The sequence below is a fragment of the Streptomyces sp. GbtcB7 genome (assembly GCF_019091445.1).
Classification (GTDB): domain Bacteria; phylum Actinomycetota; class Actinomycetes; order Streptomycetales; family Streptomycetaceae; genus Streptomyces; species Streptomyces mirabilis.
In genome coordinates this window covers 165,231-187,239 of record NZ_JAGXJM010000002.1, presented here as the reverse complement: position 1 = coordinate 187,239, position 22,009 = coordinate 165,231, and the positions used below count along the sequence as shown (strand labels likewise).

The 22,009-nt window shown below is 69.8% G+C and carries 21 protein-coding genes and 1 pseudogene; 8 read left to right on the top strand and 14 right to left on the bottom strand.

Features of this window, described 5'->3' with window-relative positions:
- Positions 1 to 7: 7 nt before the first annotated feature.
- Complete coding sequence (gene mgt / locus KVT44_RS03760) at positions 8 to 1,210, top strand: macrolide-inactivating glycosyltransferase (protein ID WP_217566085.1); 1,203 nt, start codon at positions 8 to 10, stop codon at positions 1,208 to 1,210.
- Between the two features lie 66 nt (positions 1,211 to 1,276).
- Here the strand turns inward: mgt and KVT44_RS03755 are convergent, their stop codons facing one another.
- The gene (locus tag KVT44_RS03755) at positions 1,277 to 3,544 is read right to left on the bottom strand and encodes an MMPL family transporter (RefSeq protein ID WP_217566084.1); all 2,268 of its coding nucleotides are present in this window, start codon (positions 3,542 to 3,544) and stop codon (positions 1,277 to 1,279) included.
- A gap of 276 nt (positions 3,545 to 3,820) precedes the next feature.
- Here KVT44_RS03755 and KVT44_RS03750 point away from each other — a divergent pair, with 276 nt between their 5' ends.
- The gene (locus KVT44_RS03750; RefSeq protein ID WP_217566083.1) at positions 3,821 to 4,369 is read left to right on the top strand and encodes a DUF1697 domain-containing protein; all 549 of its coding nucleotides are present in this window, start codon (positions 3,821 to 3,823) and stop codon (positions 4,367 to 4,369) included.
- Complete coding sequence (locus KVT44_RS03745; RefSeq protein ID WP_217566082.1) at positions 4,362 to 4,739, top strand: DUF4440 domain-containing protein; 378 nt, start codon at positions 4,362 to 4,364, stop codon at positions 4,737 to 4,739. The genes KVT44_RS03750 and KVT44_RS03745 overlap by 8 nt, the downstream gene beginning before the upstream one ends.
- Here KVT44_RS03745 and KVT44_RS03740 read toward each other — a convergent pair.
- Positions 4,720 to 5,586, bottom strand: a complete 867-nt coding sequence (locus KVT44_RS03740; RefSeq protein WP_217566081.1) for a transglutaminase-like domain-containing protein — start codon at positions 5,584 to 5,586, stop codon at positions 4,720 to 4,722. The genes KVT44_RS03745 and KVT44_RS03740 overlap by 20 nt on opposite strands.
- A gap of 34 nt (positions 5,587 to 5,620) precedes the next feature.
- A complete protein-coding gene (locus tag KVT44_RS03735) occupies positions 5,621 to 6,487 on the bottom strand; it encodes an aldo/keto reductase (protein WP_217566080.1) in 867 nt (288 codons plus the stop codon).
- 239 nt (positions 6,488 to 6,726) lie between these two features.
- Between KVT44_RS03735 and KVT44_RS03730 the strand changes: the two genes are divergently transcribed.
- The 5 genes and pseudogenes from KVT44_RS03730 (at position 6,727) to KVT44_RS03710 (ending at position 12,349) form a co-directional block, all read left to right on the top strand.
- Positions 6,727 to 8,001 carry an RNA-guided endonuclease TnpB family protein gene (locus KVT44_RS03730; protein WP_217566079.1) on the top strand — a complete coding sequence of 425 codons (1,275 nt, stop codon included), beginning with the start codon at positions 6,727 to 6,729 and terminating at the stop codon, positions 7,999 to 8,001.
- Between the two features lie 50 nt (positions 8,002 to 8,051).
- Positions 8,052 to 8,258 (top strand): annotated as a pseudogene (locus KVT44_RS03725) (ketopantoate reductase C-terminal domain-containing protein); the annotation flags it as partial.
- A gap of 10 nt (positions 8,259 to 8,268) precedes the next feature.
- Positions 8,269 to 8,868: a TIGR03086 family metal-binding protein gene (locus KVT44_RS03720; RefSeq protein WP_217566078.1), complete on the top strand. Its 600-nt coding sequence runs from the start codon at positions 8,269 to 8,271 to the stop codon at positions 8,866 to 8,868.
- Between the two features lie 94 nt (positions 8,869 to 8,962).
- Positions 8,963 to 9,592, top strand: a complete 630-nt coding sequence (locus KVT44_RS03715) for a DsbA family protein (RefSeq protein WP_190172855.1) — start codon at positions 8,963 to 8,965, stop codon at positions 9,590 to 9,592.
- A 150-nt stretch (positions 9,593 to 9,742) separates the two neighbouring features.
- A complete protein-coding gene (locus tag KVT44_RS03710; RefSeq protein WP_217566077.1) occupies positions 9,743 to 12,349 on the top strand; it encodes a fibronectin type III domain-containing protein in 2,607 nt (868 codons plus the stop codon).
- Positions 12,350 to 12,353: 4 nt separating this feature from the next.
- Here the strand turns inward: KVT44_RS03710 and KVT44_RS03705 are convergent, their stop codons facing one another.
- The 11 genes from KVT44_RS03705 to KVT44_RS61000 all read right to left on the bottom strand — a co-directional run bounded on the left by KVT44_RS03705 (position 12,354) and on the right by KVT44_RS61000 (position 21,886).
- The gene (locus tag KVT44_RS03705) at positions 12,354 to 13,094 is read right to left on the bottom strand and encodes a sirohydrochlorin chelatase (RefSeq protein ID WP_217566076.1); all 741 of its coding nucleotides are present in this window, start codon (positions 13,092 to 13,094) and stop codon (positions 12,354 to 12,356) included.
- A gap of 7 nt (positions 13,095 to 13,101) precedes the next feature.
- Positions 13,102 to 14,022, bottom strand: a complete 921-nt coding sequence (locus KVT44_RS03700) for an ABC transporter permease (protein WP_099920123.1) — start codon at positions 14,020 to 14,022, stop codon at positions 13,102 to 13,104.
- Positions 14,009 to 14,797 carry an ABC transporter ATP-binding protein gene (locus KVT44_RS03695; RefSeq protein ID WP_099925332.1) on the bottom strand — a complete coding sequence of 263 codons (789 nt, stop codon included), beginning with the start codon at positions 14,795 to 14,797 and terminating at the stop codon, positions 14,009 to 14,011. Before KVT44_RS03695 ends, KVT44_RS03700 begins: the two co-directional genes overlap by 14 nt.
- Positions 14,798 to 14,833: 36 nt before the next feature.
- Entirely contained in the window at positions 14,834 to 15,949 is a 1,116-nt protein-coding gene (locus KVT44_RS03690) for an aliphatic sulfonate ABC transporter substrate-binding protein (RefSeq protein ID WP_217566075.1), read from the bottom strand.
- Between the two features lie 232 nt (positions 15,950 to 16,181).
- A complete protein-coding gene (locus tag KVT44_RS03680) occupies positions 16,182 to 17,537 on the bottom strand; it encodes a sulfate adenylyltransferase subunit 1 (RefSeq protein WP_054234103.1) in 1,356 nt (451 codons plus the stop codon).
- 2 nt (positions 17,538 to 17,539) lie between these two features.
- Complete coding sequence (gene cysD, locus KVT44_RS03675; protein ID WP_217566074.1) at positions 17,540 to 18,478, bottom strand: sulfate adenylyltransferase subunit CysD; 939 nt, start codon at positions 18,476 to 18,478, stop codon at positions 17,540 to 17,542.
- The gene (gene cysC, locus KVT44_RS03670; RefSeq protein WP_168496790.1) at positions 18,475 to 19,047 is read right to left on the bottom strand and encodes an adenylyl-sulfate kinase; all 573 of its coding nucleotides are present in this window, start codon (positions 19,045 to 19,047) and stop codon (positions 18,475 to 18,477) included. Before cysC ends, cysD begins: the two co-directional genes overlap by 4 nt.
- Positions 19,044 to 19,799, bottom strand: coding sequence for a phosphoadenylyl-sulfate reductase (locus KVT44_RS03665; protein WP_254648920.1), 756 nt, complete (start codon positions 19,797 to 19,799; stop codon positions 19,044 to 19,046). The genes cysC and KVT44_RS03665 overlap by 4 nt, the downstream gene beginning before the upstream one ends.
- On the bottom strand, positions 19,796 to 19,975 hold the full coding sequence (locus tag KVT44_RS03660) for a hypothetical protein (RefSeq protein ID WP_217566073.1): 180 nt from the start codon (positions 19,973 to 19,975) through the stop codon (positions 19,796 to 19,798). Before KVT44_RS03660 ends, KVT44_RS03665 begins: the two co-directional genes overlap by 4 nt.
- Positions 19,972 to 21,666, bottom strand: a complete 1,695-nt coding sequence (locus tag KVT44_RS03655; protein ID WP_190174467.1) for a nitrite/sulfite reductase — start codon at positions 21,664 to 21,666, stop codon at positions 19,972 to 19,974. The genes KVT44_RS03660 and KVT44_RS03655 overlap by 4 nt, the downstream gene beginning before the upstream one ends.
- 136 nt (positions 21,667 to 21,802) lie before the next feature.
- Positions 21,803 to 21,886 (bottom strand): putative leader peptide, encoded by an 84-nt coding sequence (locus KVT44_RS61000; protein ID WP_309486338.1) that lies wholly within the window; start codon positions 21,884 to 21,886, stop codon positions 21,803 to 21,805.
- Positions 21,887 to 22,009 lie beyond the last annotated feature (123 nt).

Sequence of the window (22,009 nt, the reverse complement as noted above, 5' to 3'; positions counted from 1 at the left end):
TCGTCGCATGACCACCCGCCCCGCCCACATCGCCATGTTCTCCATCGCCGCCCACGGGCACGTGAACCCGAGCATCGAGGTGATCCGCGAGCTCGTGGCGCGCGGTCACCGTGTGACGTACGCGATTCCGCCCGCCTTCGCCGAGAAGGTCGCCGAGACGGGGGCCGAGCCGAGGCTGTGGCACTCGACCCTGCCCACGGACGACGACCCGGAGGCATGGGGGACCGAGCTGATCGACAACATCGAGCCGTTCCTGACGGACGCCCTGCAGGCCGAGCCGCAACTCGCGGCGGCCTACGAGGGTGACGAACCGGACCTTGTGCTCTACGACATCACCGCGTACCCGGCCCGGGTGCTCGCCCACCGCTGGGGCGTCCCGATCGTGCAGCTCTCCCCGAACCTCGTCGCCTGGGAAGGGTACGACGAGGAGGTCGGCAAGCCGCTGTTCGAGCCGCTCAAGCGGACCCCGCGCGGCAAGGCGTTCTACGACACCTTCGCGCGCTGGATCGCGGAGAACGGCATGGACCTGAGCGTCGAGGACTTCATGGGCCGCCCCGACCGGTGCCTCGTCCTCATCCCCAAGGCCCTCCAGCCGAACGCCGACCGCGTCGACGAGAAGCGGTACACCTTCGTCGGCGCCTGCCAGGGCGACCGCGCCGCGCAGGGGGACTGGCGGCGGCCCGCGGACGCCGAGAAGGTGCTGCTCGTGTCGCTGGGTTCCACCTTCACCAGGCAGCCCGCCTTCTACCGCACGTGCGTCGAGGCCTTCGGCGGGCTGCCGGGCTGGCACGTCGTGCTGCAGATCGGCCGCTTCGTCGACCCCGCGGAGCTGGGGGAGGTGCCCGGCAACGTGGAGGTCCACCCATGGGTGCCCCAGCTGGCGATCCTCCGCCAGGCCGACGCGTTCATCACACACGCCGGTGCGGGCGGCAGCCAGGAGGGGCTGGCCACCGGCACCCCGATGGTCGCCGTACCGCAGGCCGTCGACCAGTTCGGCAACGCCGACATGCTCCAGGCGCTGGGCGTGGCCCGCCACCTGCCGATGACGGAGGCCACGGCCGAGACCCTGCGGGAGGCGGTCCTCGCCCTGGTCGAGGACCCGGAGGTGGCGCGTCGCCTACGGGAGATCCAGGAGCGCTCGGCGGGAGAGGGCGGCACCGGGCGGGCGGCCGACCTCATCGAGGCGGAACTGCGCCTGCGCCAGGCGTAGACCGACGCACGGCAACGTGGCCGAGGCATGTGCGCCCCGGCCACGTACGACCTCACCGTGCGGAGATCAGACGCCCACCTTCTCGCCCTCGACCGCCGGCGGTCCGGACGCGGCCTCCGGCGACTCGTCGTGGGTGAAGTCCGGCAGCCGGTTCAGCCACTTCGGCAGGTACCAGTTGCGCTCGCCGAGCAGCGCCATCACGGCCGGCAGCAGCACCCCGCGGATGATCGTCGCGTCGATGAGCACCGCGGCCGCCAGGCCCACACCCATCTGCTTCATGGACTGCATGGACAGCGTCCCGAAGATCGCGAAGACGGCGACCATGATGACGGCGGCGCTGGTGACGACACCGGCCGTCGTGACCACCCCGTGCCGGATCGCGTCCTTGGTGTCCCGGCCCCGCAGCCGTGCCTCACGGATCCGCGAGACCACGAACACGTGGTAGTCCATCGAGAGCCCGAAGAGGATCACGAAGAGGAACAGCGGCAGCCAGGTGATGATGGCGCCCACGCCCTCCGCGCCGACCAGCGAGGCGACCCAGCCGTGCTGGAAGACGGCGACCAGGATGCCGTAGGCCGCCGCGACCGACAGGAGGTTGAGCACGATCGAGGTGATCGCGATCGTCAGCGAGCGGAACGAGAGCAGCATCAGCAGGAAGGCGAAGACGACCACGAACGCGAAGACCGGAGCCACCGAGCCCAGCAACTGGTCGCTGAAGTCGTGCGATCCGGCGACCTGTCCGGTGATCGGCGCCTGGACGCCGTCGACCTTGCCGAGCGTGTCGGGCCGCACCTTGTCGCGCAGCAGCTGAAGGCTCTTCTCCGCCTTGTCCTGGTCGGAGCCGCCCACGAGGGGCACGTACACGAAGGCGACGTTCTGCGCCGCGTGCACCTTGATGTCGACCGGGCCGCGCGAGGCACCCGAACTGATGGCCTGCGTACGGAAGTCGGCGAGCGCGGACTTCACGTCGGCGGCGTTGATGTCGTGCGCCTTGACGACCACCTCGGCCGGCTCGGAGCCGCCCGGGAAGGCGTCGTTGACCCGGTTGTACGTCCCCACGATCGGCAGCGAGTTGCCGAACTCCTTGTCCAGTGTCAGCTGTTGTGTCTTCATGCCGAGGGCGGGAGCGGCGATGGCCAGCAGCGTACCGGCCGCGACGACCAGCGAGACGGCGGGCTTGGCGAGTACGACCCGCAGCACCGCGCTCCAGAACCGGCTGCCCTCCTCGGCGGACCGGACGCGCTTGCCCCTGGCCCGCCGCTTGTCCGGGTGCAGGAACGGCAGGCGGCCCTTCTCGACCCGCTCGCCGAGCAGCGAGAGCAGCGCGGGCAGCACGGTGACCGAGCCGACCATGGCGACCGCCACGACCATCAGCGAGGCCAGCCCCATCGCCTCGAACTCGGCGAGCCCGGTGAAGAGCATGCCGGCCATCGCCACGCACACCGTGACACCGGAGACGACGATGGCGCGGCCACTGGTGGCGGCGGCGATCCGCAGCGCGGCACCGGCGTCCCGGCCGGCCTCGCGCTCCTCGCGCTCACGGCGCAGATAGAACAGGCAGTAGTCGACGCCGACGGCCAGACCCACCAGGAGCATCACGGAGTTGGCGGTGTCGCTCATCGGCTGGAGGTGGCTGACGATGCCCATCAGGCCCATCGTCGCCATGATCGCGGTGAGCGCGAGCGCCACCGGGAGCAGCGCCGCCACCAGGGCGCCGAAGGCGATCAGCAGAATACCGAGGGCCACGGGCACCGCGGAGTACTCGGCCTTCTTGAAGTCGTCGCCGAACGCGTCCGAGAAGGTCTTCTGCATGCTGGCGCCGCCGATCTCCTCGATCCGCAGCCCCGCATGGTCCTTCTGGACGCCCTTGACGGCGTTCAGCACCGGCTCGACTCGGTCGCCCGCGGTGTCCGCGTCGCCCCGGATGTCGAACTGCACGAGCGCGCTGCGCCCGTCCCTGGAGATCGTCTTCGTGTCGTACGGGGAGGTCACGTCCGTGACCTTGCCGGTCCCCTCGACGGCCTTGACGACGGCGGTGACGGCGGCGCGGAAGTCGGCGTCCGTCGCCTTGACGCTGGCGTCCTTCCCCTGGATCAGGACGCTCTCACCGGCCGGGGCCTTGATCCCCGAGTCCTCGATGATCTTCGCGGCGGTGTGTGTCTCGCCCTTGAGCTGATCGCTCTCCTTGACGTCGACGCGGCCCGCCGCCGAGCCGAGCCCCATCGCCAGGACGACGAACAGCACCCAGATTCCCACGGCGGCCCATCGGTGCCGGGCGCTCCAGCCGCCTGCCCGCGCGGCGATGCCCCGCACCCGTATGTCTCCGTTCCCCATGACGGGCCAGCCCCCTTGTGCACGGTGACAGCCCCCTGCCGTCACCTCTGCTTATGAAGGTAGGGGCCGGATAAGAACGTCTCCTCGTGCTGCCCGGTGAACCCCGGGACCTCCGGCTCCTCCCCGCGGACCCCGTCGCCTCCGCACTGGGGAGGACAGGGGCCCCTTACACCTATCCGGGCCTCTCGGGGATTCGGATCAGGGTGCGGTCGCCGATCGGGCCCGGGGTGCGGGTGTTGATCCGCCTGGGCCCGACGGCCGTCCTATGGTGTGCGGATGACGACGACGTACGCGGCACTGCTGCGCGGGATCAACGTGGGCGGCAACAAGAAGGTGCCGATGGCCGAGCTCCGCACACTGATCGAGGAACTCGGCCACGGGGACGTACAGACGTATCTCCAGAGCGGCAACGCCGTCTTCTCCACCGACCGCGGGGACGAGGACTCCCTGGGCGCCGAGTTGGCCGAGGCCATGGAGAAGCACTTCGGCTTCGGCGTCGGCGTACTGGTCCGCGACCACGCCTATCTGAGGGCCGTACGGGAGGCGTGCCCGTTCCCGGCCGCCGAACTGGAGGCCAAACAGCTGCACGTCACCTACTTCTCGGGCCCCGTCGACGCCGAGCGCTTCGCCTCCGTCGACCCGGCGGTGTTCCTGCCGGAGGAGTTCCGCCTCGGCGACCGGGCGCTCTATCTGTACGCACCCGACGGCCTGGGACGCTCCAAGCTGGCCGAGTCACTGTCGAAGCCGCGGCTCCTCAAGGGGGTCACCGCCACCACCCGCAACTGGAACACGGTCGTCAAACTCGAGGAGCTGACCGGTGCCTGAGCACAACCCCGCCGTGGAGGCCGCCATCATGGGGGAACTGAGGCTGCTCGACGCGGAGGTCCGCCGCTCGCCGGAGCGGCTCGGAGCACTGCTCCACCCCGACTTCTACGAGTTCGGCAGTTCCGGGCGGCTGTGGGACCGCGCCTCCGTCCTCGCCGAACTGACCGGCAAGGCCGTGCCCGGGTCGCGGCCCCTCACCACCTCACGGATGAAGGGCGTCCAGCTCGCACCGGACCTGGTCCACCTCACCTTCGACACGGAGGAGGACAACGGCCGCCGGGTGCACCGGAGTTCGCTGTGGCGGCGGACGGAGGACGGCTGGCGCCTGTACTTCCACCAGGGCACACCGTTCACGTCCGACCCAGAGTGACCTTTCGTACGCCGCCATAGGTGGTGTACGAGACGATCTCGTCCGGGACCGTCAGCCTCGGGTCCCGGTACAGGCGTCGCAGCTCGTCCTCGCCGCCGGCCGCGGCGACTGAGTCGATCAGGGCGAGCTCGTCCGCGTCGAGCGCGGCGTCGTCGAGGATCTCCGGGCCCCAGGCGTCCCAGGGCAGTAGTTCGACGCCGTTGAGGGCGGCCAGGTCGCGCAGGACGTCGGCGCGGACGAACCACAGGCCGTGATACGACAGGCCCTCGATCCCGTTGAGGTCGAGCACGCCGAACCTCCGGGGGTCGGCTCCTCCCTCGCGGCACGCCCGCCAGGCGTCCGTGGCCACCAGGAACTGGTCGCGGGGCACGTCCATCGGGTCGAAGTCGATGTCGTACTCGTGGTGGACCTGCGGGTCGGCCAGCCGCCAACTGCCGTCCGGCAGGCGGTATTCGGTGACCCAGTGGTCGGCGTAGTACGCGTCGAAGTACCGGGCGAAGCCACAACGGAGCCGGGCGGCCGTCCCCGTGGCCCGCAGGAGGGAGCAGTGCAGCAGCGCGAAGTCCCGGCACGTGCCCACGAACCGCTCCGCGGGCGCCCGCCGTTCGGTGAGCGGCGCGTCCCCGCGCTCCGCGAGGATCCGCAACAGCCGCGCCGCGTACCGCGACTCCGCGTCCTCGTGCACCCGCTCCTCGGGGATGGCGTAGGCGAAGCGGGGGCCCTCGCCCCGATGGATGATCAGATCTCTGACGACACGGGCGAGTTGCCCCGGATCACGGGGCAGTCCGCCGAGGTCCAGGGCGTCGCCCGGATCGCTGTACGGCGTCTGCTTCAGGTACTGGTCCATGCCCGGGATCCTCGTCCTTGCCCCAGGGGCAGGGTCAACCCAGCGCCGCCATGTCCTCGGCGGTGAGCCGCACCGCGCCCGCGTCGAGGTTCTCCTCCAGATGAGCGAGGGATCCCGTGCCCGGGGTCGGGCACAGCACCGGGGAGCGGTGCAGCAGCCAGGCCAGGGCGATCTGCCCCGGTGTCGCCCCGTGCGCGGCGGCGATCCGGGCGCACTCCGGGTCGGCGGTGAGGGAGCCGTTGCCCAGCGGGAACCAGGGCAGGAAGGCGATGCCGCGCGCCTCACACAGCTTCAGCAGCGGCTCCGAGTCACGGTCGAGCAGGTTGAAGCGGTTCTGGACCGAGGCGATGTCCGTCAACCCCAGTGCCTCTTCCAGTTGTTCGACGGTGACGGAGTCGAGCCCGATGTGCCGGATCTTGCCCTCCGCGCGCAACTCGTCGAGGGCGCCCAGCTGTTCGGCCATCGGCACGGCCGGGTCGAGCCGGTGCAACTGGTACAGGCCGATCGCCTCGAGCCGCAGCCGCCGCAGGCTCGCCTCGCACATCGCCCGCAACCGCTCGGGCCGCCCGTCGATGTGCCAGGCGCGGTCGCTGGTGCGCACGACACCGCCCTTGGTCGCGATCAACAGGCCCTCTGCGTACGGGTACAGGGACTCGGCGACCAACTCCTCGGCGATCGAGGGACCGTAGTTGTCGGCGGTGTCGACGAGGGTGACCCCGCGCTCGACGGCCCGCCGCAGCACGGCCACCGCGTCCCGGGCGTCCCCGCGCGGCCCCCAGTAGCCGGGACCGGTCAACTGGGCGGTGCCGTAGCCGAGCCGCCGCCCCGGCGGCTCCCCGCCGAGTGCAAAGTCCGGCGAGAAGCCTGCCGCGGAGTCGGTGGCAGATCTTCCCGGAACCATTTCATGGAGGGTACACGCGACTGTGCGAGGCTCGTTTCAGGCGCTACCTGGATTCATCCGCAGCGTACCGGTCTTGAGGCGGGTGGTGAAGCGGATCACGTGATTGCGGTGCGCAGCGCCGCGGAAGTGTCTCGGCGGAGTTGGGGGAGCGCTCCGTCCAGGCTAGCGAATCGTTGCGGCAGATCCGGATTCGACCGATCGGGTACTGAGTGTCGGTGGTGGGTGTTAGCGTCCGGATCATGCAGCTGCGGTATGCCTTCCGTCTCGACCCGGGTCCGCGCCAGCGCGTCGCGCTGGCGCGGGCGTTCGGGTGTGCGCGGGTGGTGTACAACGACGCGGTCGACGCCCGTGAGCGGGCCCGGCGGGAGGGCGCCGCGTACCCGGGTGCGGGTGAACTGTCGAAGGCGCTGATCACCCGGGCGAAGACCATGCCGGAGCGGGCTTGGCTGTCCGAGGTGTTGGCGGTGGTGTTGCAGCAGGCATTGCGGGATGTCGAGCGTGCTTACACCAACTTCTTCTCCTCCCTCAAAGGCGCGCGGCAGGGGGCGCGGGTGGGGGCGCCGCGTTTCAAGTCGAAGCGCGATGCCCGACAGACGATCCGGTTCACTGCCAATGCCCGCTGGAAGATCACCGAGGCGGGGCGGCTGCTCCTGCCGAAGATCGGCGAGGTGCGGGTGAAATGGTCCCGCACTCTGCCGTCCGTTCCTTCGAGCGTGACGGTGATCCGCGATGCGGCTGGGCGGTTCTTCGCATCCTTTGTGGTGGCGACCGACCCGAACGCGGATCTGGCGCGGATGCCCGGGGCCGATGACCTGCCGAGTGTCGGGATCGACCTGGGACTGACCCACTTTGCGGTCTTGTCCGACGGGACGAAGATCGACAGCCCGCGATTTCTGCGGCGGGCGGAGAAGAAGTTGAAGAAGACCCAGAAAGAGCTGTCCCGCAAGCAGAAGGGCAGCAGGAACCGGGAGAAGGCCCGCCTCCGAGTTGCCCGCGCGCATGCGCAGGTGGTCGATGCCCGCCGGGAGTTCCACCACCAGCTCTCCACCCAGTTGATCCGCGAGAACCAAGCGGTCGCGGTGGAGGACCTGGCGGTCAAGGGGCTCGCGCGCAGCCGGCTCGGCAAGTCCGTCCATGACGCCGGATGGGCGTCTTTCCTGGCGATGCTGGAGTACAAGGCGCAGCGGTACGGGCGCGCGTTCGTGAAGGTCGGCCGGTTCGAGCCGACCAGTCAGGTGTGCTCGGTCTGCGGCATCAAGGACGGGCCCAAACCTCTACACGTACGGGAGTGGACCTGCACGTACTGCGGTGCCCGGCACGACCGGGACCACAACGCCGCCAAGAACGTCAAACAGGCCGCCGGACTGGCGGTGACAGCCTGTCGAGCGCAGGTAAGACCAGAACCTAAGGTTCCGGCGCAGCGCGAAGAAGCAGGAAGCCACGGAATCCGGTCCGGTGCCGTGCCGCTATGTGGCACGGCACCGGACCGGAAGGCCGGAATCCTTGGGCTTTAGCCCGAGGAGCAGGTCAAATCATCATCGGAGCGGGAGTGGTCGGTGGCGCCATCGAGGCCGACTACCTCAACGGCGAGATCGCCCTCCTCGGCCGGCTGCACGGTGTGCCGACCCCGCTCAACGAGCTGCTCCAGCGGCTCGCGAACACCTTCGCGCGCGAGCGCAGGGCGGCGGGGTCGCTGCCGGTCGCGGAGCTCGTACGCCTGGTCGACGACGCTGTCGCGTTTGTTCAAGAGGAGCGCGCGCCGCGTCCCTAGCGTGGAGCGCATGAGCAATCCGTACAAGAACGTGCACCCGTACATGGTGGAATGCGCCGCCGAGGCCGCCCGGGTGGCCGGCGGTGTCACGGCGGCGCAGCTGGCGGAGCCCGGTCCCACGCACTGCCCGGACTGGGACCTGCGCGCCCTGGTGAACCACTGGGTCCTCTACACCTCGCACGGCCTGGAGCACCGTGCGCTGCGCAAGCAGCTCTCCGAGGAGCTGACCAGCCGCGACTTCACGGCGGATCCCGGCTGGGCGCGGGCGTACGGCGAGCAGCTCGACCGTGCCGTGGCCGCTTGGGACGACCCCGAGGTGTGGGAGGGCGAGGTCGACCTCGGGATGGCGAAGATGCCCGCCGCCGACATCGCCTCGATGATCGTCAAAGAGATGGCGGTGCACGGCTGGGACGTGGCGACGGCCACCGGCCAGGAGTTCCGGATCTCGGACGGCGCGGCCCCGTTCGTCCTGGACGTCGTCGACACGCACGCCGAGCTCTACCGTCAGTACGACGGCTTCGCCGACCCGGTCCCCGTACCCGACGACGCACCCGCGTTCGAGCGGGCGCTGGCGCACAGCGGCCGGGACCCACGCCTGGCCCGACGGTAGGGCTCGCCGTACAGGGACCCGGGGGAATTGGACCAGTGAATTACCGTCGGATTGGATCCAGATTCTGTGCCACTGTCTGGCTAGCCTCGACGGTATGACGAACCCGAGCACGGACGACTCACCCACCCGCGTCGACTTCTACTTCGACCCGGCCTGCCCCTTCGCCTGGATCACCTCACGCTGGATGCTGGAGGTCGAGCGCGCACGCCCGCTCGACCTCCGCTTCCGTGTGATGAGCCTCTACCTGCATAACCTCGGCAATGAACTACCCGACTGGTACCGGGAGTTGGTCGACAAGTCCGTCGGACCCGTACGGGTCGCGGTGGCCGCCGCCGAACAGCACGGCGCGAAGGTGCTGCGCGACCTCTACACCGCCTTCGGTACCCGCATCCACGACCGTGGTGTCGAGGACTTCGACGCCGTGGTCGCCGACTCCCTCGCCGAACTGGGACTCCCGGCCGAGTTGGCCGCCGCGGCCCACGACTCCGCGTACGACGAGGCGGTACGCCGCAGCCACGAGGCGGGCCGGGAGCCCGGCTCGGACGGCTATGTGGGGACCCCCACCCTCCATGTGGACGGAACGGTGTGGTTCGGCCCCGTCCTGCGGGCCGTCCCGCGAGGCGAGCGCGCGGCGGAGCTCTTCGACAGCTTCCGTGTTCTGGCCGCCCACCCGGACTTCTTCGAGCTCAAGCGGACGAGGACCGGAGGGCTGTCTTTCGACTGAACAGCGGTCTGGAATATGAACGCTGCTCGGATGTATAGGTGTCCAGTAGAAGGGAGTTACGCCGTTCTCTGTCGCCTTCATTGACGGTGACGCGCCATAGATCCTACCTTTCTCGGCGTTGGGTACAGGCTGATCCCACGGGAGGGGAACATGCCCATGCGCCGAAGAGCCGCCCTAGTCACCCTGATCTCCACGGTCCTGGCCCTCGGAATTCCGGGTGCCGTGTCCTCCGCCCAGCCCGCGACCTCCGACCTCTACGTCTCCCCGAGCGGGAACGATCACGCGAACGGCACCGCCCGCCACCCCGTACGCACCCTGGAACGCGCCCGCGACCTCGTCCGCGAGCGCGTCACGGGGATGAAGGGCGACCTGACGGTCCACCTCGCCTCGGGTACGTACCGGCAGACCGCACCCCTCACCCTCGACGCCCGGGACTCGGGCACCGGCGGCCACCAGGTGATCTGGCAGGGCACCGGGAACACCGTCGTCAGCGGTGGCCGGCAGGTCCAGGGCTGGCGCCCGGTCGCCGGGAGGGCGGGCCTGTGGTCAGCGCCCGCTCCCCAAGGCCTCACCGACACCCGGCAGTTGTACGTCGACGGGGTGCGCGCCCAGCGCGCCCGCGGGGCCGTGCCGGTGACCCTCACCCAGACCGCCACCGGATACACGGCGTCCTCCGACACCCTCGCGCACTGGAAACACCCCTCCGACGCCGAGTTCGTCTACACCAGCGGCGAGTCCCTGTGGAACGTCGAGCGCAACGGCCTGGGCCAGTGGACCGAGCCGCGCTGCCGCATCGCCGCCGCCGAGGGCACCACGATCACGATGGTCCAGCCGTGCTGGGACAACTCCAACAAGCGGGTCGAGTTCCCGGACATCCCCGGCCGCACGGTCAGCATGGTCGGGCCCGGCCACCTCACCAACGGCGGCAGGGCGACCTACGTCGAGAACGCCTACGAACTCCTGGACCAGCCCGGCGAGTGGTACCTCGACCGCACCGCGCACCGGGTCTACTACCTGCCCCGCAAGGGCGAGAACCTCGCGCGCGCCGACGTCGAGGCGGCACAGGCCGAGAAGCTGATCGACGGACGGGGCACGGCCGCCGCGCCCGTCCACGACCTCGCCTTCCGCGGCCTGCAGTTCAGCTACGCCACCTGGCTCACCCCCTCGGGGCCCGAGGGCTTCTCCGAGATCCAGGCGGGCTACACCATCACCGGCGACAAGGGCTGGGCGACCCAGGGCCTGTGCCAGTACGTCGAGGGCGGCACCTGCCCCTTCGCGTCCTGGACCAAGATGCCGGGCAACGTCTCCTTCACCCACGGGCAGCGCATCGCGTTCAGCGACGACGTCTTCGCCCATCTCGGCGCGTCCGGCCTCGACCTGGGCACCGGCTCGAAGGACTCCACGGTCAGCGCCAGCGTCTTCACCGACATCTCCGGCAACGGACTGGAGATCGGCGGAGTGGACGGGCAAACCCCGGCCTCCGGAGTCCAGGTGACGGACAATCACCTCTACGGACTGCCCCGCGAGTACCACGGCGGCGTGGCGATCCTCGACGGCTGGACCCAGAGCACCACGATCGCCCACAACCAGATCGACCACGTCGGCTACAGCGCCGTCTCCCTCGGATGGGGCGGCTGGCCCGACAAGATCGGCGACCCGGCGACCCCCAACCCCAGCCACGACAACACGGTCCGCGACAACCTGATCTTCGACTACATGCAGATGCTCGACGACGGCGGCGGCATCTACACCCAAGGACTGACGGGCACCTCCCTGGCCGACGGCGAGAAGGTCACCGGCAACGTCATCCACGACCAGTGGGGCCTGGGCAAGAACGTCTACACCGACAACGGCTGCACCTACGAGACGGTCGAGGGCAACGTCCTCTACAACGCCTCGTACGCCAACGTCGCCTCCCGCCACACCGACTACCGCGACACCCTCGGCAACAACGACCCGACCCTCGTCAAGGACAACTGGTGGGAGGAGGGAACCGCCGACGGCGACAACAAGGGCCTGGTGACGACCGGCAACAAGATCATGGCGGCCCCGTCCGACGTACCGTCGGAGGTCATCGGCAACGCGGGACTCGAACCCGCCCACCGCGGACTGCTGAACCGCCGCGTCGGCGCCGCCTCCACCCCGGAGGCACCCTCTCGCGTCGGTACGAGCACGGCGGGAGTCGACGCCCTGTACGTCACCTTCAACCCGAGCTTCGTGGACGGCGGTTCACCGGTGACCGGCTACACGGCGCGGGCGTACGACGCGTCCGGACGCCAGGTGGGCGAACAGGCCATCGGCGCGGGCGAGTTCAAGCGCACGGCGATCGTACGGATCGGTGGACTGCCCGCGTCGGCGGGCCCGCTCACGGTCACCGTCACCGCGAGCAACGCCCACGGCACCAGCGCCCCGTCGCTCGCCTCGCTCCCGCTGACCCCGACCGCCGTGACCGCGCTGCCGGGCGCGCCGACCGGCCCCAAGCTGCGTACGGCGGCCACCGCGGCCACCGTGGCCTGGACCCCGCCGACGGCGACCGGCGACGCCAAGGTCGTCGGCTACCGCGTCACCGTCTCCGACGGCCGCGCCCCGATCGACGTCACGGGCCGGGACGTGCTGGTCGGCCAGCCCTCCGCGAAGGGCATGTTCCGGGTGATCGGAGGCCTCAGGCCGGGCACCTCGTACACCGTCACGATCGCGACGGTGACGGCGGCGGGCACGGGACCGGCGGCCACGGTGACGGCCACCACCAAGGCGTGAGCGTTCAGGCGCCGAGCGCCGCCGGCACCGGGACGCGTGCCTCGTCGTACCGCTCCAGCAGGACCCGTGCCACCTCCGGTGCCGGGCCCAGTACGTCGGCCAGTACGTCCGCCTCGGCGGAGCCCCGGGCGATGCGGTCCGGGAGGAAGCCGGGGGCGAGGACGTAGGGGGCGACGGCGACACGTGCGCAGCCGAGGGCGCGCAGTTCGCGCACCGCGTCCTCGGTGCGCGGAAGGGATGCGGAGGCGAACGCGGGCCGCACGGCGCACCAACCGGTGTGCCGCCACTCCCGCGCGATTTCTGCGATCACCGCGATCGCCTCCGGGTCGGTGGACCCCGCGGAGGCCAGCACGACCCCCGTCGAGGACTTGTCGGCGGGGGTCAGCCCCGCCTCGTACAGCCGGCGTTCGAGCGCCGCCGTCAGCAGGGGGGAGGGGCCGAGCACCTCCGCCTGGTGGATGCGCAGGCGCGCCGGGGCCTCCCGCAGGACCGCCGGGATGTCCGCCTTCGCGTGGAAGGCGCGGGTGAGCAGGAGGGGGAGGGCGACCACATCGCGTACGCCCTCCGCCGCCAGGGACTCCAGCACCCCCGGCACCGAGGGGATGTTGAAGTCGAGGAAGCCGGTCTCCACGCGCAGGCCCGGACGCCGGGCCCGCACACGCCGTACGAGGGCGTGCACCGTCGCGGCATGACGCGGATCGCGGCTGCCGTGGGCGATGACCAGGAGGACCGGACGACTCGTCATGACGGGTTCAGCTCTTCACCAGGAGACCGCGGCTGCGCAGCACCCACCGCTCCAGCGGGCTGAAGATCAGCAGGTCGATGGCGATACCGACGAACAGGATGAGGAAGATGGCGAGGAAGACCATCGACATGGAACTGGCGGTGCGGCCGTTCTCCAGCAGCTGACCGAGGCCGATGCCCAGGTCGGGGGAGGAGGCGATGATCTCCGCCGCCATCAGGGAGCGCCAGGAGAACGCCCAGCCCTGCTTCAGACCGGCCAGATAGCCGGGCAGCGCGGCCGGCATCACGATGTGCCAGGTCCCGCGCAGGCCCGTCGCGCCCATCGTGCGGCCCGCCCGCAGGAACAGCGGCGGCACCTGGTCCACGCCCGACACCAGGCCGTTGGCGATGGAGGGGACGGCGCCGAGCAGGATCACCGCGAACATCATCGAGTTGTTCAGGCCCAGCCAGATGACGGCCGGCGGCACCCAGGCCACGGAGGGCAGCGACTGGAGCCCGGAGAGGATGGGGCCGATCGCGGCGCGGACGAACTTCACCCGGGCCACCAGCAGACCCAGCGGGGTGCCGATCGCCAGGGCGAAGAGGAACCCGAGCAGACCGCGCGAGACACTCGTCCAGATGTAGCCGAGCAGCGTGCCCTGCAGCCAGGCGTCCTTGACCTCGCCCCAGACGTCGGACGGTGAGGGCAGCTTGCTCGGGTCGGTGACGACCTTGAACGAGATCAGCGCCTGCCACACCACCAGCACCAGCGCGATGGCGACGAGCGGCGGCAGTATCTTCTCGACGAAGGTCTGACGGAAGGCCGGCCGGCCCGAATGCGCGGTCGTCTCCAGGGCGTCGAGGCCCGCTTCCAGACCCGCCATGTCGTTGCCGGGGCTGTCCTTGACGGGCCGGTCGGCCGCGTCGGCCTTCGTCTCAGTGCTGGCCATGGCGGCGGATCTCCCCACGCAGTTGTTCGGTGATCTCGACGGACAGCTCCGCCACGGCCGCGTCCTCGATACGACGCGGCTGCGGGATGTCGACCCGCCACTCGTGGGCCACCCGGCCGGGGCGCGAGGACAGCAGGACGACCCGCTCGGCCAGCCGCACCGCCTCACGCACGTTGTGGGTGACGAAGAGGACGGACAGCTGGGTCTCGCGCCAGATCCGGGTCAGTTCGTCGTGCAGGACGTCCCGTGTGATGGCGTCCAGCGCCGCGAACGGCTCGTCCATCAGCAGGATCTGGCTGTCCTGGGCGAGCGCGCGGGCCATCGCGACGCGCTGGCGCATACCGCCGGACAGCTCGTGCACCCGCTTCCCGTACGCGCCCTTCAGCCGGACGAGTTCGAGCAGCTCCTCCGCCCGGTCGCGGCGCTCGGACTTCGCGACGCCGCGCAGCCGCAGGGCGAGTTCGATGTTCTTGCCCGCGGTCAGCCACGGGAAGAGGGCGTGCTCCTGGAACATCAGGGCCGGGCGCCCGTTGGTCGTGATGCTGCCCGCGGTCGGGGCGTCGAGGCCCGCGACCAGGTTGAGCAGCGTCGACTTCCCACACCCCGAGGCCCCCAGGAGGGTGACGAACTCGCCCGGTGCGACATCGAGGGTGATGTCGTCGAGGACGAGCTGCTGCCCTGCCGGTCCGGCGAAGGACTTCGAGACATGCTCGATCCGGGCGGCGTGCTCCACCACTTCGGCGCCGTCGGCGGCCTTGGCGAGGGTCGTGGCCATGGTCGTCACCTCCTGGGAACTCATCGGTGTGGGTTCTTACTTGACGCCGAGACCGGCGTCGGCGACCGTGCTCTCGCCCGCGGCCCCCAGGACCTTGTTCAGGAGCGTGAGGTCGTAGATCCCGTTCAGGTCCGGCTTCTCCAGCAGGCCCGCCTTGACCGCGTGCTCCGCCTCGGTGTTGAGGGTGGAGGCCAGCGGGTCATTGGTGATCTGGATGGACTTCCAGGCCGGGTCGAGCACCTTCGCCGGGAGCTCCTTGCCGGAGTCGACCTTCAGCTGGGCGTTGGCCGCGGCCTTCGCCTGGTCGGGGTTGGCGTTGATCCACTTGTTGGTGTCGACCGAGCCCTTCAGCACGGCCTCGACGACCTTCGGGTGCTCCTTGAGGAACTTCTGCGACACGATGATGTTCGTGATCACGAACTTCTTGTCGGGCCACAGGGAGGCCTCGTCGAGCAGGACCTTGCCGCCCTCGGCGACCAGCTTGGACGCGGTCGGCTCCGGCACCCAGGCGCCGTCGATGGAGCCGGACTTGTAGGCGTCCGGGGTGATCTTGTTGTCCGTACGGACGACCGAGACGTCGCCCTTGCCGCTCTGCGCGTCGACCTTCCAGCCCTGGTCCGCGATCCAGTTGAGGAACGCCACGTCCTGCGTGTTGCCGAGCTGCGGGGTCGCGATCTTCTTGCCCTTGACGTCCTTCAGGGACTTGATCTTCTTCGGGTTCACCACGAGCTTCACGCCACCGGACGCCGAACCGCCGATGATGCGCAGGCTCTTGCCCTGGGACTTGGTGAAGCCGTTGATCGACGGCGAGGGGCCGATCCAGCCGATGTCGATCGAGCCCGAGTTCAGGGCCTCGATCTCGGAGGGGCCCGCGTTGAAGATGGAGTACTCCGCCTTCGTGCCGCCCAGTGCCTTCTGGAAGAGGCCTTCCTGGCGGCCGACCAGCGCGGTCGCGTGGGTGAGGTTGCCGAAGTAGCCGATCTTCACGGTGTCGACACCGTCGATCTTCGAGGATCCGGCGGCGACCTTCTCCTTCGAGGAGGAGGAGTCCTTGGAGTCGGAGCCGTAGCTGCACGCGGCGAGCGCGAGCAGGGGGAGTGCGACGGCGGCGGCTATGCCGCGGCGTACGAGGTTCGAGCGGATGGCAGGCACGGGAGGGGTTCCTCTCGTTGGCCCGGCGGTCACGTTTTCAGGTCGTGGCCGGGAGGTCGGCAGGTCTTCGTCGTCGCAACCGGGACGTCGGGTGGGGGGACGGGGCGCGCAGGCAGTGCGCGTACGTCATTCCGCACATCGCGCCACTCCGCCCTGCCCGCTGCCGAGGGCGCCGCTGCCGACGCGGCCGCCCTCCTTGGCGAACGTGGAGTAGAAGTCGGTGGGTGTCATGTCAGAAGTCCCACCCGTCGTCGTCGCCCTCGTCCTTGACCGGCTGCGGCGCGGCGAACGACTCGCCGACCATGCCCGCGGTCAGCGTGGTGCCGTCCGCCGGATCGATCAGGATGAACGCGCCGGTGCGCCGGGAGTCGGCGTACGAGTCGAGCGGAAGCGGTTCGGCGGCACGGATCTTGACGCGGCCGATGTCGTTGGCGACCAGCTGACCCGGGTGCGGGTGCAGCGACAGGTCGTCGAGCGTCAGCCGGGACGGGATGTCCTTGACGATCGCCTTCACCGTGCGGGTGCCGTGCTTGAGCAGCACCCGGTGGCCGACGGTGAGCGGCTGGTCGGCCACGTGGCAGACGGTCGCCTCGACGTCCTGCGTGGTCGGGGGCGCGTCCTTGCTCGGCACGATCAGGTCGCCGCGCGAGACGTCGATGTCGTCCTCCAGCAGGAGGGTCACCGACTGCGGGGTCCACGCCACGTCGACCTGCTTGCCCAGCAGATCGATCCCGGCGACCTTCGTGGTGCGCCCGGAGGGCAGCACGGTCACACTCTCGCCGACCCGGAAGCTACCGGCGGCGATCTGACCGGCGTACCCCCGGTAGTCGGGGTGCTCGGCGGTCTGCGGGCGGATCACGTACTGCACGGGCAGACGGGCGTGGCAGTGCCCCAGGTCGTGGCTGACCGGGACCGTCTCCAGGTGCTCCAGGACCGTCGGGCCGCCGTACCAGTCCATGTTCGCGGAGGCGTCCACCACGTTGTCACCGGCGAGCGCCGAGATCGGGATCGCGGTGATCTCGGGAACGCCCAGCTCGGAGGCGTACGCCGTGAACTCCTCGGCGATCGCGGCGAAGACGGACTCCTTGTACTCGACGAGGTCCATCTTGTTGACGGCGAGGACCACGTGCGGGACACGCAGCAGCGCGGCGACGGCCGCGTGCCGGCGGGTCTGTTCGATGACGCCGTTGCGGGCGTCGACGAGGACGACGGCCAGGTCGGCGGTCGAGGCGCCGGTGACCATGTTCCGGGTGTACTGCACATGCCCGGGGGTGTCGGCGAGGATGAACCGGCGGCGCGCCGTCGCGAAGTAGCGGTAGGCGACGTCGATGGTGATGCCCTGCTCGCGCTCGGCGCGCAGGCCGTCGGTGAGGAGGGCGAGGTCGGGGGCGTCCTGGCCCCGGCTCGCCGAGACACGCTCCACGGCCTCCAACTGGTCCGTCAGGACCGACTTGGAGTCGTGCAGAAGACGTCCGACCAGCGTGGACTTGCCGTCGTCGACGGAGCCGGCGGTCGCGAAGCGCAGGAGCGTGGTCGCCGACAACTGCTCGACCGACAGCGGCTCGGTGGGTTCGGTGGTGCTGGTCATGTCTAGAAGTACCCCTCGCGCTTGCGGTCTTCCATCGCGGCCTCGGACATCTTGTCGTCGGCGCGGGTGGCGCCCCGCTCGGTGAGCCGGGAGGCGGCGATCTCGGCGATCACGGCGTCCAGCGTGGTCGCGTCGGAGTCGACGGCGCCGGTGCAGGACATGTCGCCGACGGTCCGGTAGCGGACGAGCCGCTTCTCGACCGTCTCGCCGTCCTTCGGCCCGCCCCACTCACCGGCGGTCAGCCACATGTTCGACCGCTGGAAGACCTCGCGCTCGTGCGCGAAGTAGATGTCGGGCAGTTCGATGCCTTCGCGGGCGATGTACTGCCAGACGTCCAGTTCGGTCCAGTTGGAGAGGGGGAAGACGCGGACGTGTTCGCCGGGTGCGTGGCGGCCGTTGTAGAGCTGCCACAGTTCGGGGCGCTGGCGTCGGGGGTCCCACTGGGAGAACTCGTCGCGCAGGGAGAAGACGCGTTCTTTCGCGCGGGCTTTCTCCTCGTCGCGGCGTCCGCCGCCGAAGACGGCGTCGAAGCGTTCGGACTGGATCTTCTCGGTGAGGGGCACAGTCTGCAGGGGGTTGCGGGTGCCGTCGGGGCGTTCGCGCAGGACTCCGCGGTCGATGTAGTCCTGTACGGAGGCGATGTGCAGCCGAAGTCCGTGCTTTTCCACGGTCCGGTCGCGGTATTCGAGGACTTCGGGGAAGTTGTGTCCGGTGTCGACGTGCAGCAGGGTGAAGGGGATCGTGGCGGGGGCGAAGGCCTTCAGGGCGAGGTGCAGCATGACGATGGAGTCCTTGCCGCCGGAGAAGAGGATCACCGGCCGTTCGAACTCGCCCGCGACCTCACGGAAGATGTGGACGGCCTCCGACTCCAGGGCGTCCAGGTGCGAGAGCGCGTACGGGCTGCTGTCCGTCTCCTCGGAGACACTGGCGACGGTCGTCATGCGAGACCCCTTTCGGTGAGCAGCGCATGGAGCGCGGCCGCGGACTCCTGCACGGACTGGGTGTGCGACTCGATGCGCAGATCGGGCGACGCGGGCTCCTCGTACGGGTCGTCGACGCCGGTCAGCCCCGAGATCTCCCCCGCGGCCTGCTTGGCGTAGAGGCCCTTCACATCGCGTACGGAGCAGACCTCGACCGGCGTCGCCACGTGCACCTCCAGGTACGGCGTGCCGCCGCTCTGGTGACGCCCCCGGACCGCCTCGCGGCTGTCGGCGTACGGCGCGATCACCGGGACGAGCGCCTTGACGCCGTTGCGGGCGAGCAGCTCGGCGAGGAAACCGATCCGCTGCACGTTCGTGTCGCGGTCCTCGCGCGAGAAGCCGAGACCCGACGAGAGGAACTCGCGGATCTCGTCGCCGTCGAGCACCTCGACGCGGTGGCCCTCGTCGCGCAGCCGGCCGGCCAGCTCGTACGCGATGGTGGTCTTGCCGGCGCTCGGCAGACCCGTGAGCCAGATGGTGGCTCCGGTCGTCACTTGCTGCTCCTGGGAGATCTGGGTGGTCGTGGTCATCCGTGCAGCCCGCACTCGGTCTTGGACCGTCCCGCCCAGCGGCCGGCGCGGGCGTCCTCGCCCTCCAGCACACGGCGGGTGCAGGGCGCGCAGCCTACGGAGGCGTAGCCGTCCATCAGCAGCGGGTTGGTGAGGACGCCGTGCTCGGAGACGTACGCGTCCACGTCGTCCTGCGTCCAGCGGGCGATCGGCGAGATCTTGACCTTCTGCCGCTTCTCGTCCCAGCCGACGACCGGGGTGTTCGCCCGGGTCGGGGACTCGTCGCGGCGCAGTCCGGTCGCCCAGGCGTCGTACCTGGTCAGGCCCTCTTCCAGGGGCTTGACCTTGCGCAGGGCGCAGCACAGGTCGGGGTCGCGGTCGTGCAGCTTGGGGCCGTACTCGGCGTCCTGCTCGGCGACGGTCTGGCGCGGGGTGAGGGTGATGACGTTGACGTCCATCACGGCCTCGACCGCGTCCCGGGTGCCGATGGTCTCGGGGAAGTGGTAGCCGGTGTCGAGGAAGACTACGTCGACTTGGCTGTCGCCCGGCTGAGCGCGGGAGGCGAGGTGCGCGACGACCGCGTCCTCCATGGAGGAGGTCACGCAGAACGCCTTGCCGAAGGTCTCGACGGCCCACTGGAGGATCTCCAGGGCCGAGGCGTCCTCGAGGTCGCGCCCCGCCTGCTCGGCGAGGCGCTTCAGGTCTTCGGCCGTACGGCCTTCCCGGTCTTCCCGCTCTTCCTGGTCTTCCTGGTCTTTCTGAATCGTCGTCATATCTCGTCCCCTCCACCTTCGTTGCGCCGAACCCCACGGGCGAGCAGCCCGAGGAACTTCAACTGGAAGGCTCGGTTGCACGCCGCGCATTCCCACGCGCCGTGGCCCTGCTCGCTCGGACGGAGGTCTTCGTCGCCGCAGTAGGGGCAGTAGAAGGGAGCCGCTCGCTCGCTCACGACAGCGACTCCTCGCTGGCACGGGCGGCCCAGGTGGCGAAGCGCTCGTCGTCCTCGCGCTCCGCCTGGAAGCGCTTGAGGACCCGCTCGATGTAGTCGGGAAGCTCGTCCGAGGTGACCTTCAGGCCACGGACCTTGCGGCCGAAGCCGGCCTCCAGGCCGAGCGCGCCGCCCAGGTGCACCTGGAAGCCCTCGACCTGCTCGCCCTGGTCGTTCAGGACCAGCTGGCCCTTGAGACCGATGTCCGCGACCTGGATACGGGCGCAGGCGTTCGGGCAGCCGTTGATGTTGATGGTGATGGGCTCTTCGAACTCGGGGATGCGGCGCTCGAGTTCGTCGATCAGGGAAGCACCGCGCGCCTTGGTCTCGACGATCGCGAGCTTGCAGTACTCGATGCCGGTGCAGGCCATCGTGCCGCGCCGGAAGGTGGAGGGCCTGACGGTCAGGTCGAGGGCTTCGAGGCCCTCCACCAGCGAGTCGACCTGGTCCTCCGTCACGTCGAGCACGACCATCTTCTGCTCGACGGTGGTGCGCAGCCGACCCGAGCCGTGTGCCGCGGCCAGCTCGGCGATCTTCGTGAGGGTGGTGCCGTCCACGCGGCCGACGCGCGGCGCGAAGCCGACGTAGAAGCGGCCGTCCTGCTGGCGGTGCACACCGACGTGGTCGCGCCAGCGGGCGACCGGCTGGTCGGGGGCCGGGCCGTCGACGAGCTTCCGCTCGAGGTACTCGTCCTCCAGGATCTGGCGGAACTTCTCCACGCCCCAGTCGGCGACCAGGAACTTCAGACGGGCGCGGGTGCGCAGGCGCCGGTAGCCGTAGTCGCGGAAGATCGAGATGACGCCCTCGTAGACGTCCGGGACCTCGTCCAGCGGGACCCAGGCGCCGAGGCGCTGGCCGATCTTCGGGTTGGTGGAGAGGCCGCCGCCGACCCAGAGGTCGAAGCCGGGGCCGTGCTCGGGGTGGTTCACGCCGACGAAGGCGATGTCGTTGATCTCGTGCGCCACGTCGAGCAGCGGCGAGCCGGAGATCGCGGACTTGAACTTGCGGGGCAGGTTCGAGAAGTCCTTGTTGCCGATGATCCGGCGGTGGATCTCGTCGATGGCCGGGGTGCCGTCGATGATCTCGTCCTCGGCGATGCCGGCGACGGGCGAGCCGAGGATGACGCGGGGCGTGTCACCGCAGGCCTCGGTGGTGGACAGCCCGACGGCTTCGAGCCGGTTCCAGATCTCGGGGACGTCCTCGATGCGGATCCAGTGGTACTGCACGTTCTGGCGGTCGGTGAGGTCGGCGGTGCCGCGCGCGAACTCCTGCGAGATCTCGCCGATGACGCGCAGCTGGTCGGTGGTCAGCCGGCCGCCGTCGATGCGGACGCGCAGCATGAAGTACTTGTCGTCCAGCTCCTCCGGCTCCAGGATCGCGGTCTTGCCGCCGTCGATCCCGGGCTTGCGCTGGGTGTACAGCCCCCACCAGCGCATACGTCCACGAAGGTCGTTGGGGTCGATCGAGTCGAAGCCGCGCTTCGAGTAGATCGTCTCAATGCGTGTCCGCACATTGAGACCGTCGTCGTCCTTCTTGAACTGTTCGTTTCCGTTGAGCGGGGTGAAGTGACCCACGGCCCACTGACCCTCGCCGCGGTGACGACTCACCTTGCGGCGGGGCGCGGCGGCGGGATTCTGCGGGGTGGCGGCCATGGTTGATACGTCCTTCGGGACTGCGGGACAGGAAGGAGAGCGGCTCTCGACTGCGCATATGGGCGCATACGGAAAGTACGCGCGCGTCATTGCGCAGAGCGAGGCAAAAGGGAGAATGTCGGCTGGGCCGGGGCTGTCAGCTCGCCGGACAGATGGCGCTGGACATGCGGCCGAGGTCGACGTGCCGCCGACTCACCAAGGCAATTCCAGTTCCAGACATGACGGAAGCGTGTCACGGGGATCTCGGGCCAGTCCACCGTCATCCATCATGTGGACACCCTTGTCCCGAATGGCGAGACGAAAGTGTTGTCGGTCACACGGCTGGGCAGGAATGGACGATCCG

Bases quoted from the DNA above. Each gene is read 5' to 3' on its own strand.
- KVT44_RS03715 (WP_190172855.1), top strand. From the start codon at position 8,963: ATGACGAACCCGAGCACGGACGACTCACCCACCCGCGTCGACTTCTAC.
- KVT44_RS03700 (WP_099920123.1), bottom strand. From the start codon at position 14,022: ATGGCCAGCACTGAGACGAAGGCCGACGCGGCCGACCGGCCCGTCAAG.
- KVT44_RS03750 (WP_217566083.1), top strand. From the start codon at position 3,821: ATGACGACGACGTACGCGGCACTGCTGCGCGGGATCAACGTGGGCGGC.
- mgt (WP_217566085.1), top strand. From the start codon at position 8: ATGACCACCCGCCCCGCCCACATCGCCATGTTCTCCATCGCCGCCCAC.
- cysD (WP_217566074.1), bottom strand. From the start codon at position 18,478: ATGACGACCGTCGCCAGTGTCTCCGAGGAGACGGACAGCAGCCCGTAC.
- KVT44_RS03655 (WP_190174467.1), bottom strand. From the start codon at position 21,666: ATGGCCGCCACCCCGCAGAATCCCGCCGCCGCGCCCCGCCGCAAGGTG.
- KVT44_RS61000 (WP_309486338.1), bottom strand. From the start codon at position 21,886: ATGTCTGGAACTGGAATTGCCTTGGTGAGTCGGCGGCACGTCGACCTC.
- KVT44_RS03755 (WP_217566084.1), bottom strand. From the start codon at position 3,544: ATGGGGAACGGAGACATACGGGTGCGGGGCATCGCCGCGCGGGCAGGC.
- KVT44_RS03705 (WP_217566076.1), bottom strand. From the start codon at position 13,094: ATGACGAGTCGTCCGGTCCTCCTGGTCATCGCCCACGGCAGCCGCGAT.
- KVT44_RS03735 (WP_217566080.1), bottom strand. From the start codon at position 6,487: ATGGTTCCGGGAAGATCTGCCACCGACTCCGCGGCAGGCTTCTCGCCG.
- KVT44_RS03710 (WP_217566077.1), top strand. From the start codon at position 9,743: ATGCCCATGCGCCGAAGAGCCGCCCTAGTCACCCTGATCTCCACGGTC.
- cysC (WP_168496790.1), bottom strand. From the start codon at position 19,047: ATGACCACGACCACCCAGATCTCCCAGGAGCAGCAAGTGACGACCGGA.
- KVT44_RS03740 (WP_217566081.1), bottom strand. From the start codon at position 5,586: ATGGACCAGTACCTGAAGCAGACGCCGTACAGCGATCCGGGCGACGCC.
- KVT44_RS03665 (WP_254648920.1), bottom strand. From the start codon at position 19,799: ATGACGACGATTCAGAAAGACCAGGAAGACCAGGAAGAGCGGGAAGAC.
- KVT44_RS03695 (WP_099925332.1), bottom strand. From the start codon at position 14,797: ATGGCCACGACCCTCGCCAAGGCCGCCGACGGCGCCGAAGTGGTGGAG.
- KVT44_RS03730 (WP_217566079.1), top strand. From the start codon at position 6,727: ATGCAGCTGCGGTATGCCTTCCGTCTCGACCCGGGTCCGCGCCAGCGC.
- KVT44_RS03720 (WP_217566078.1), top strand. From the start codon at position 8,269: ATGAGCAATCCGTACAAGAACGTGCACCCGTACATGGTGGAATGCGCC.
- KVT44_RS03680 (WP_054234103.1), bottom strand. From the start codon at position 17,537: ATGACCAGCACCACCGAACCCACCGAGCCGCTGTCGGTCGAGCAGTTG.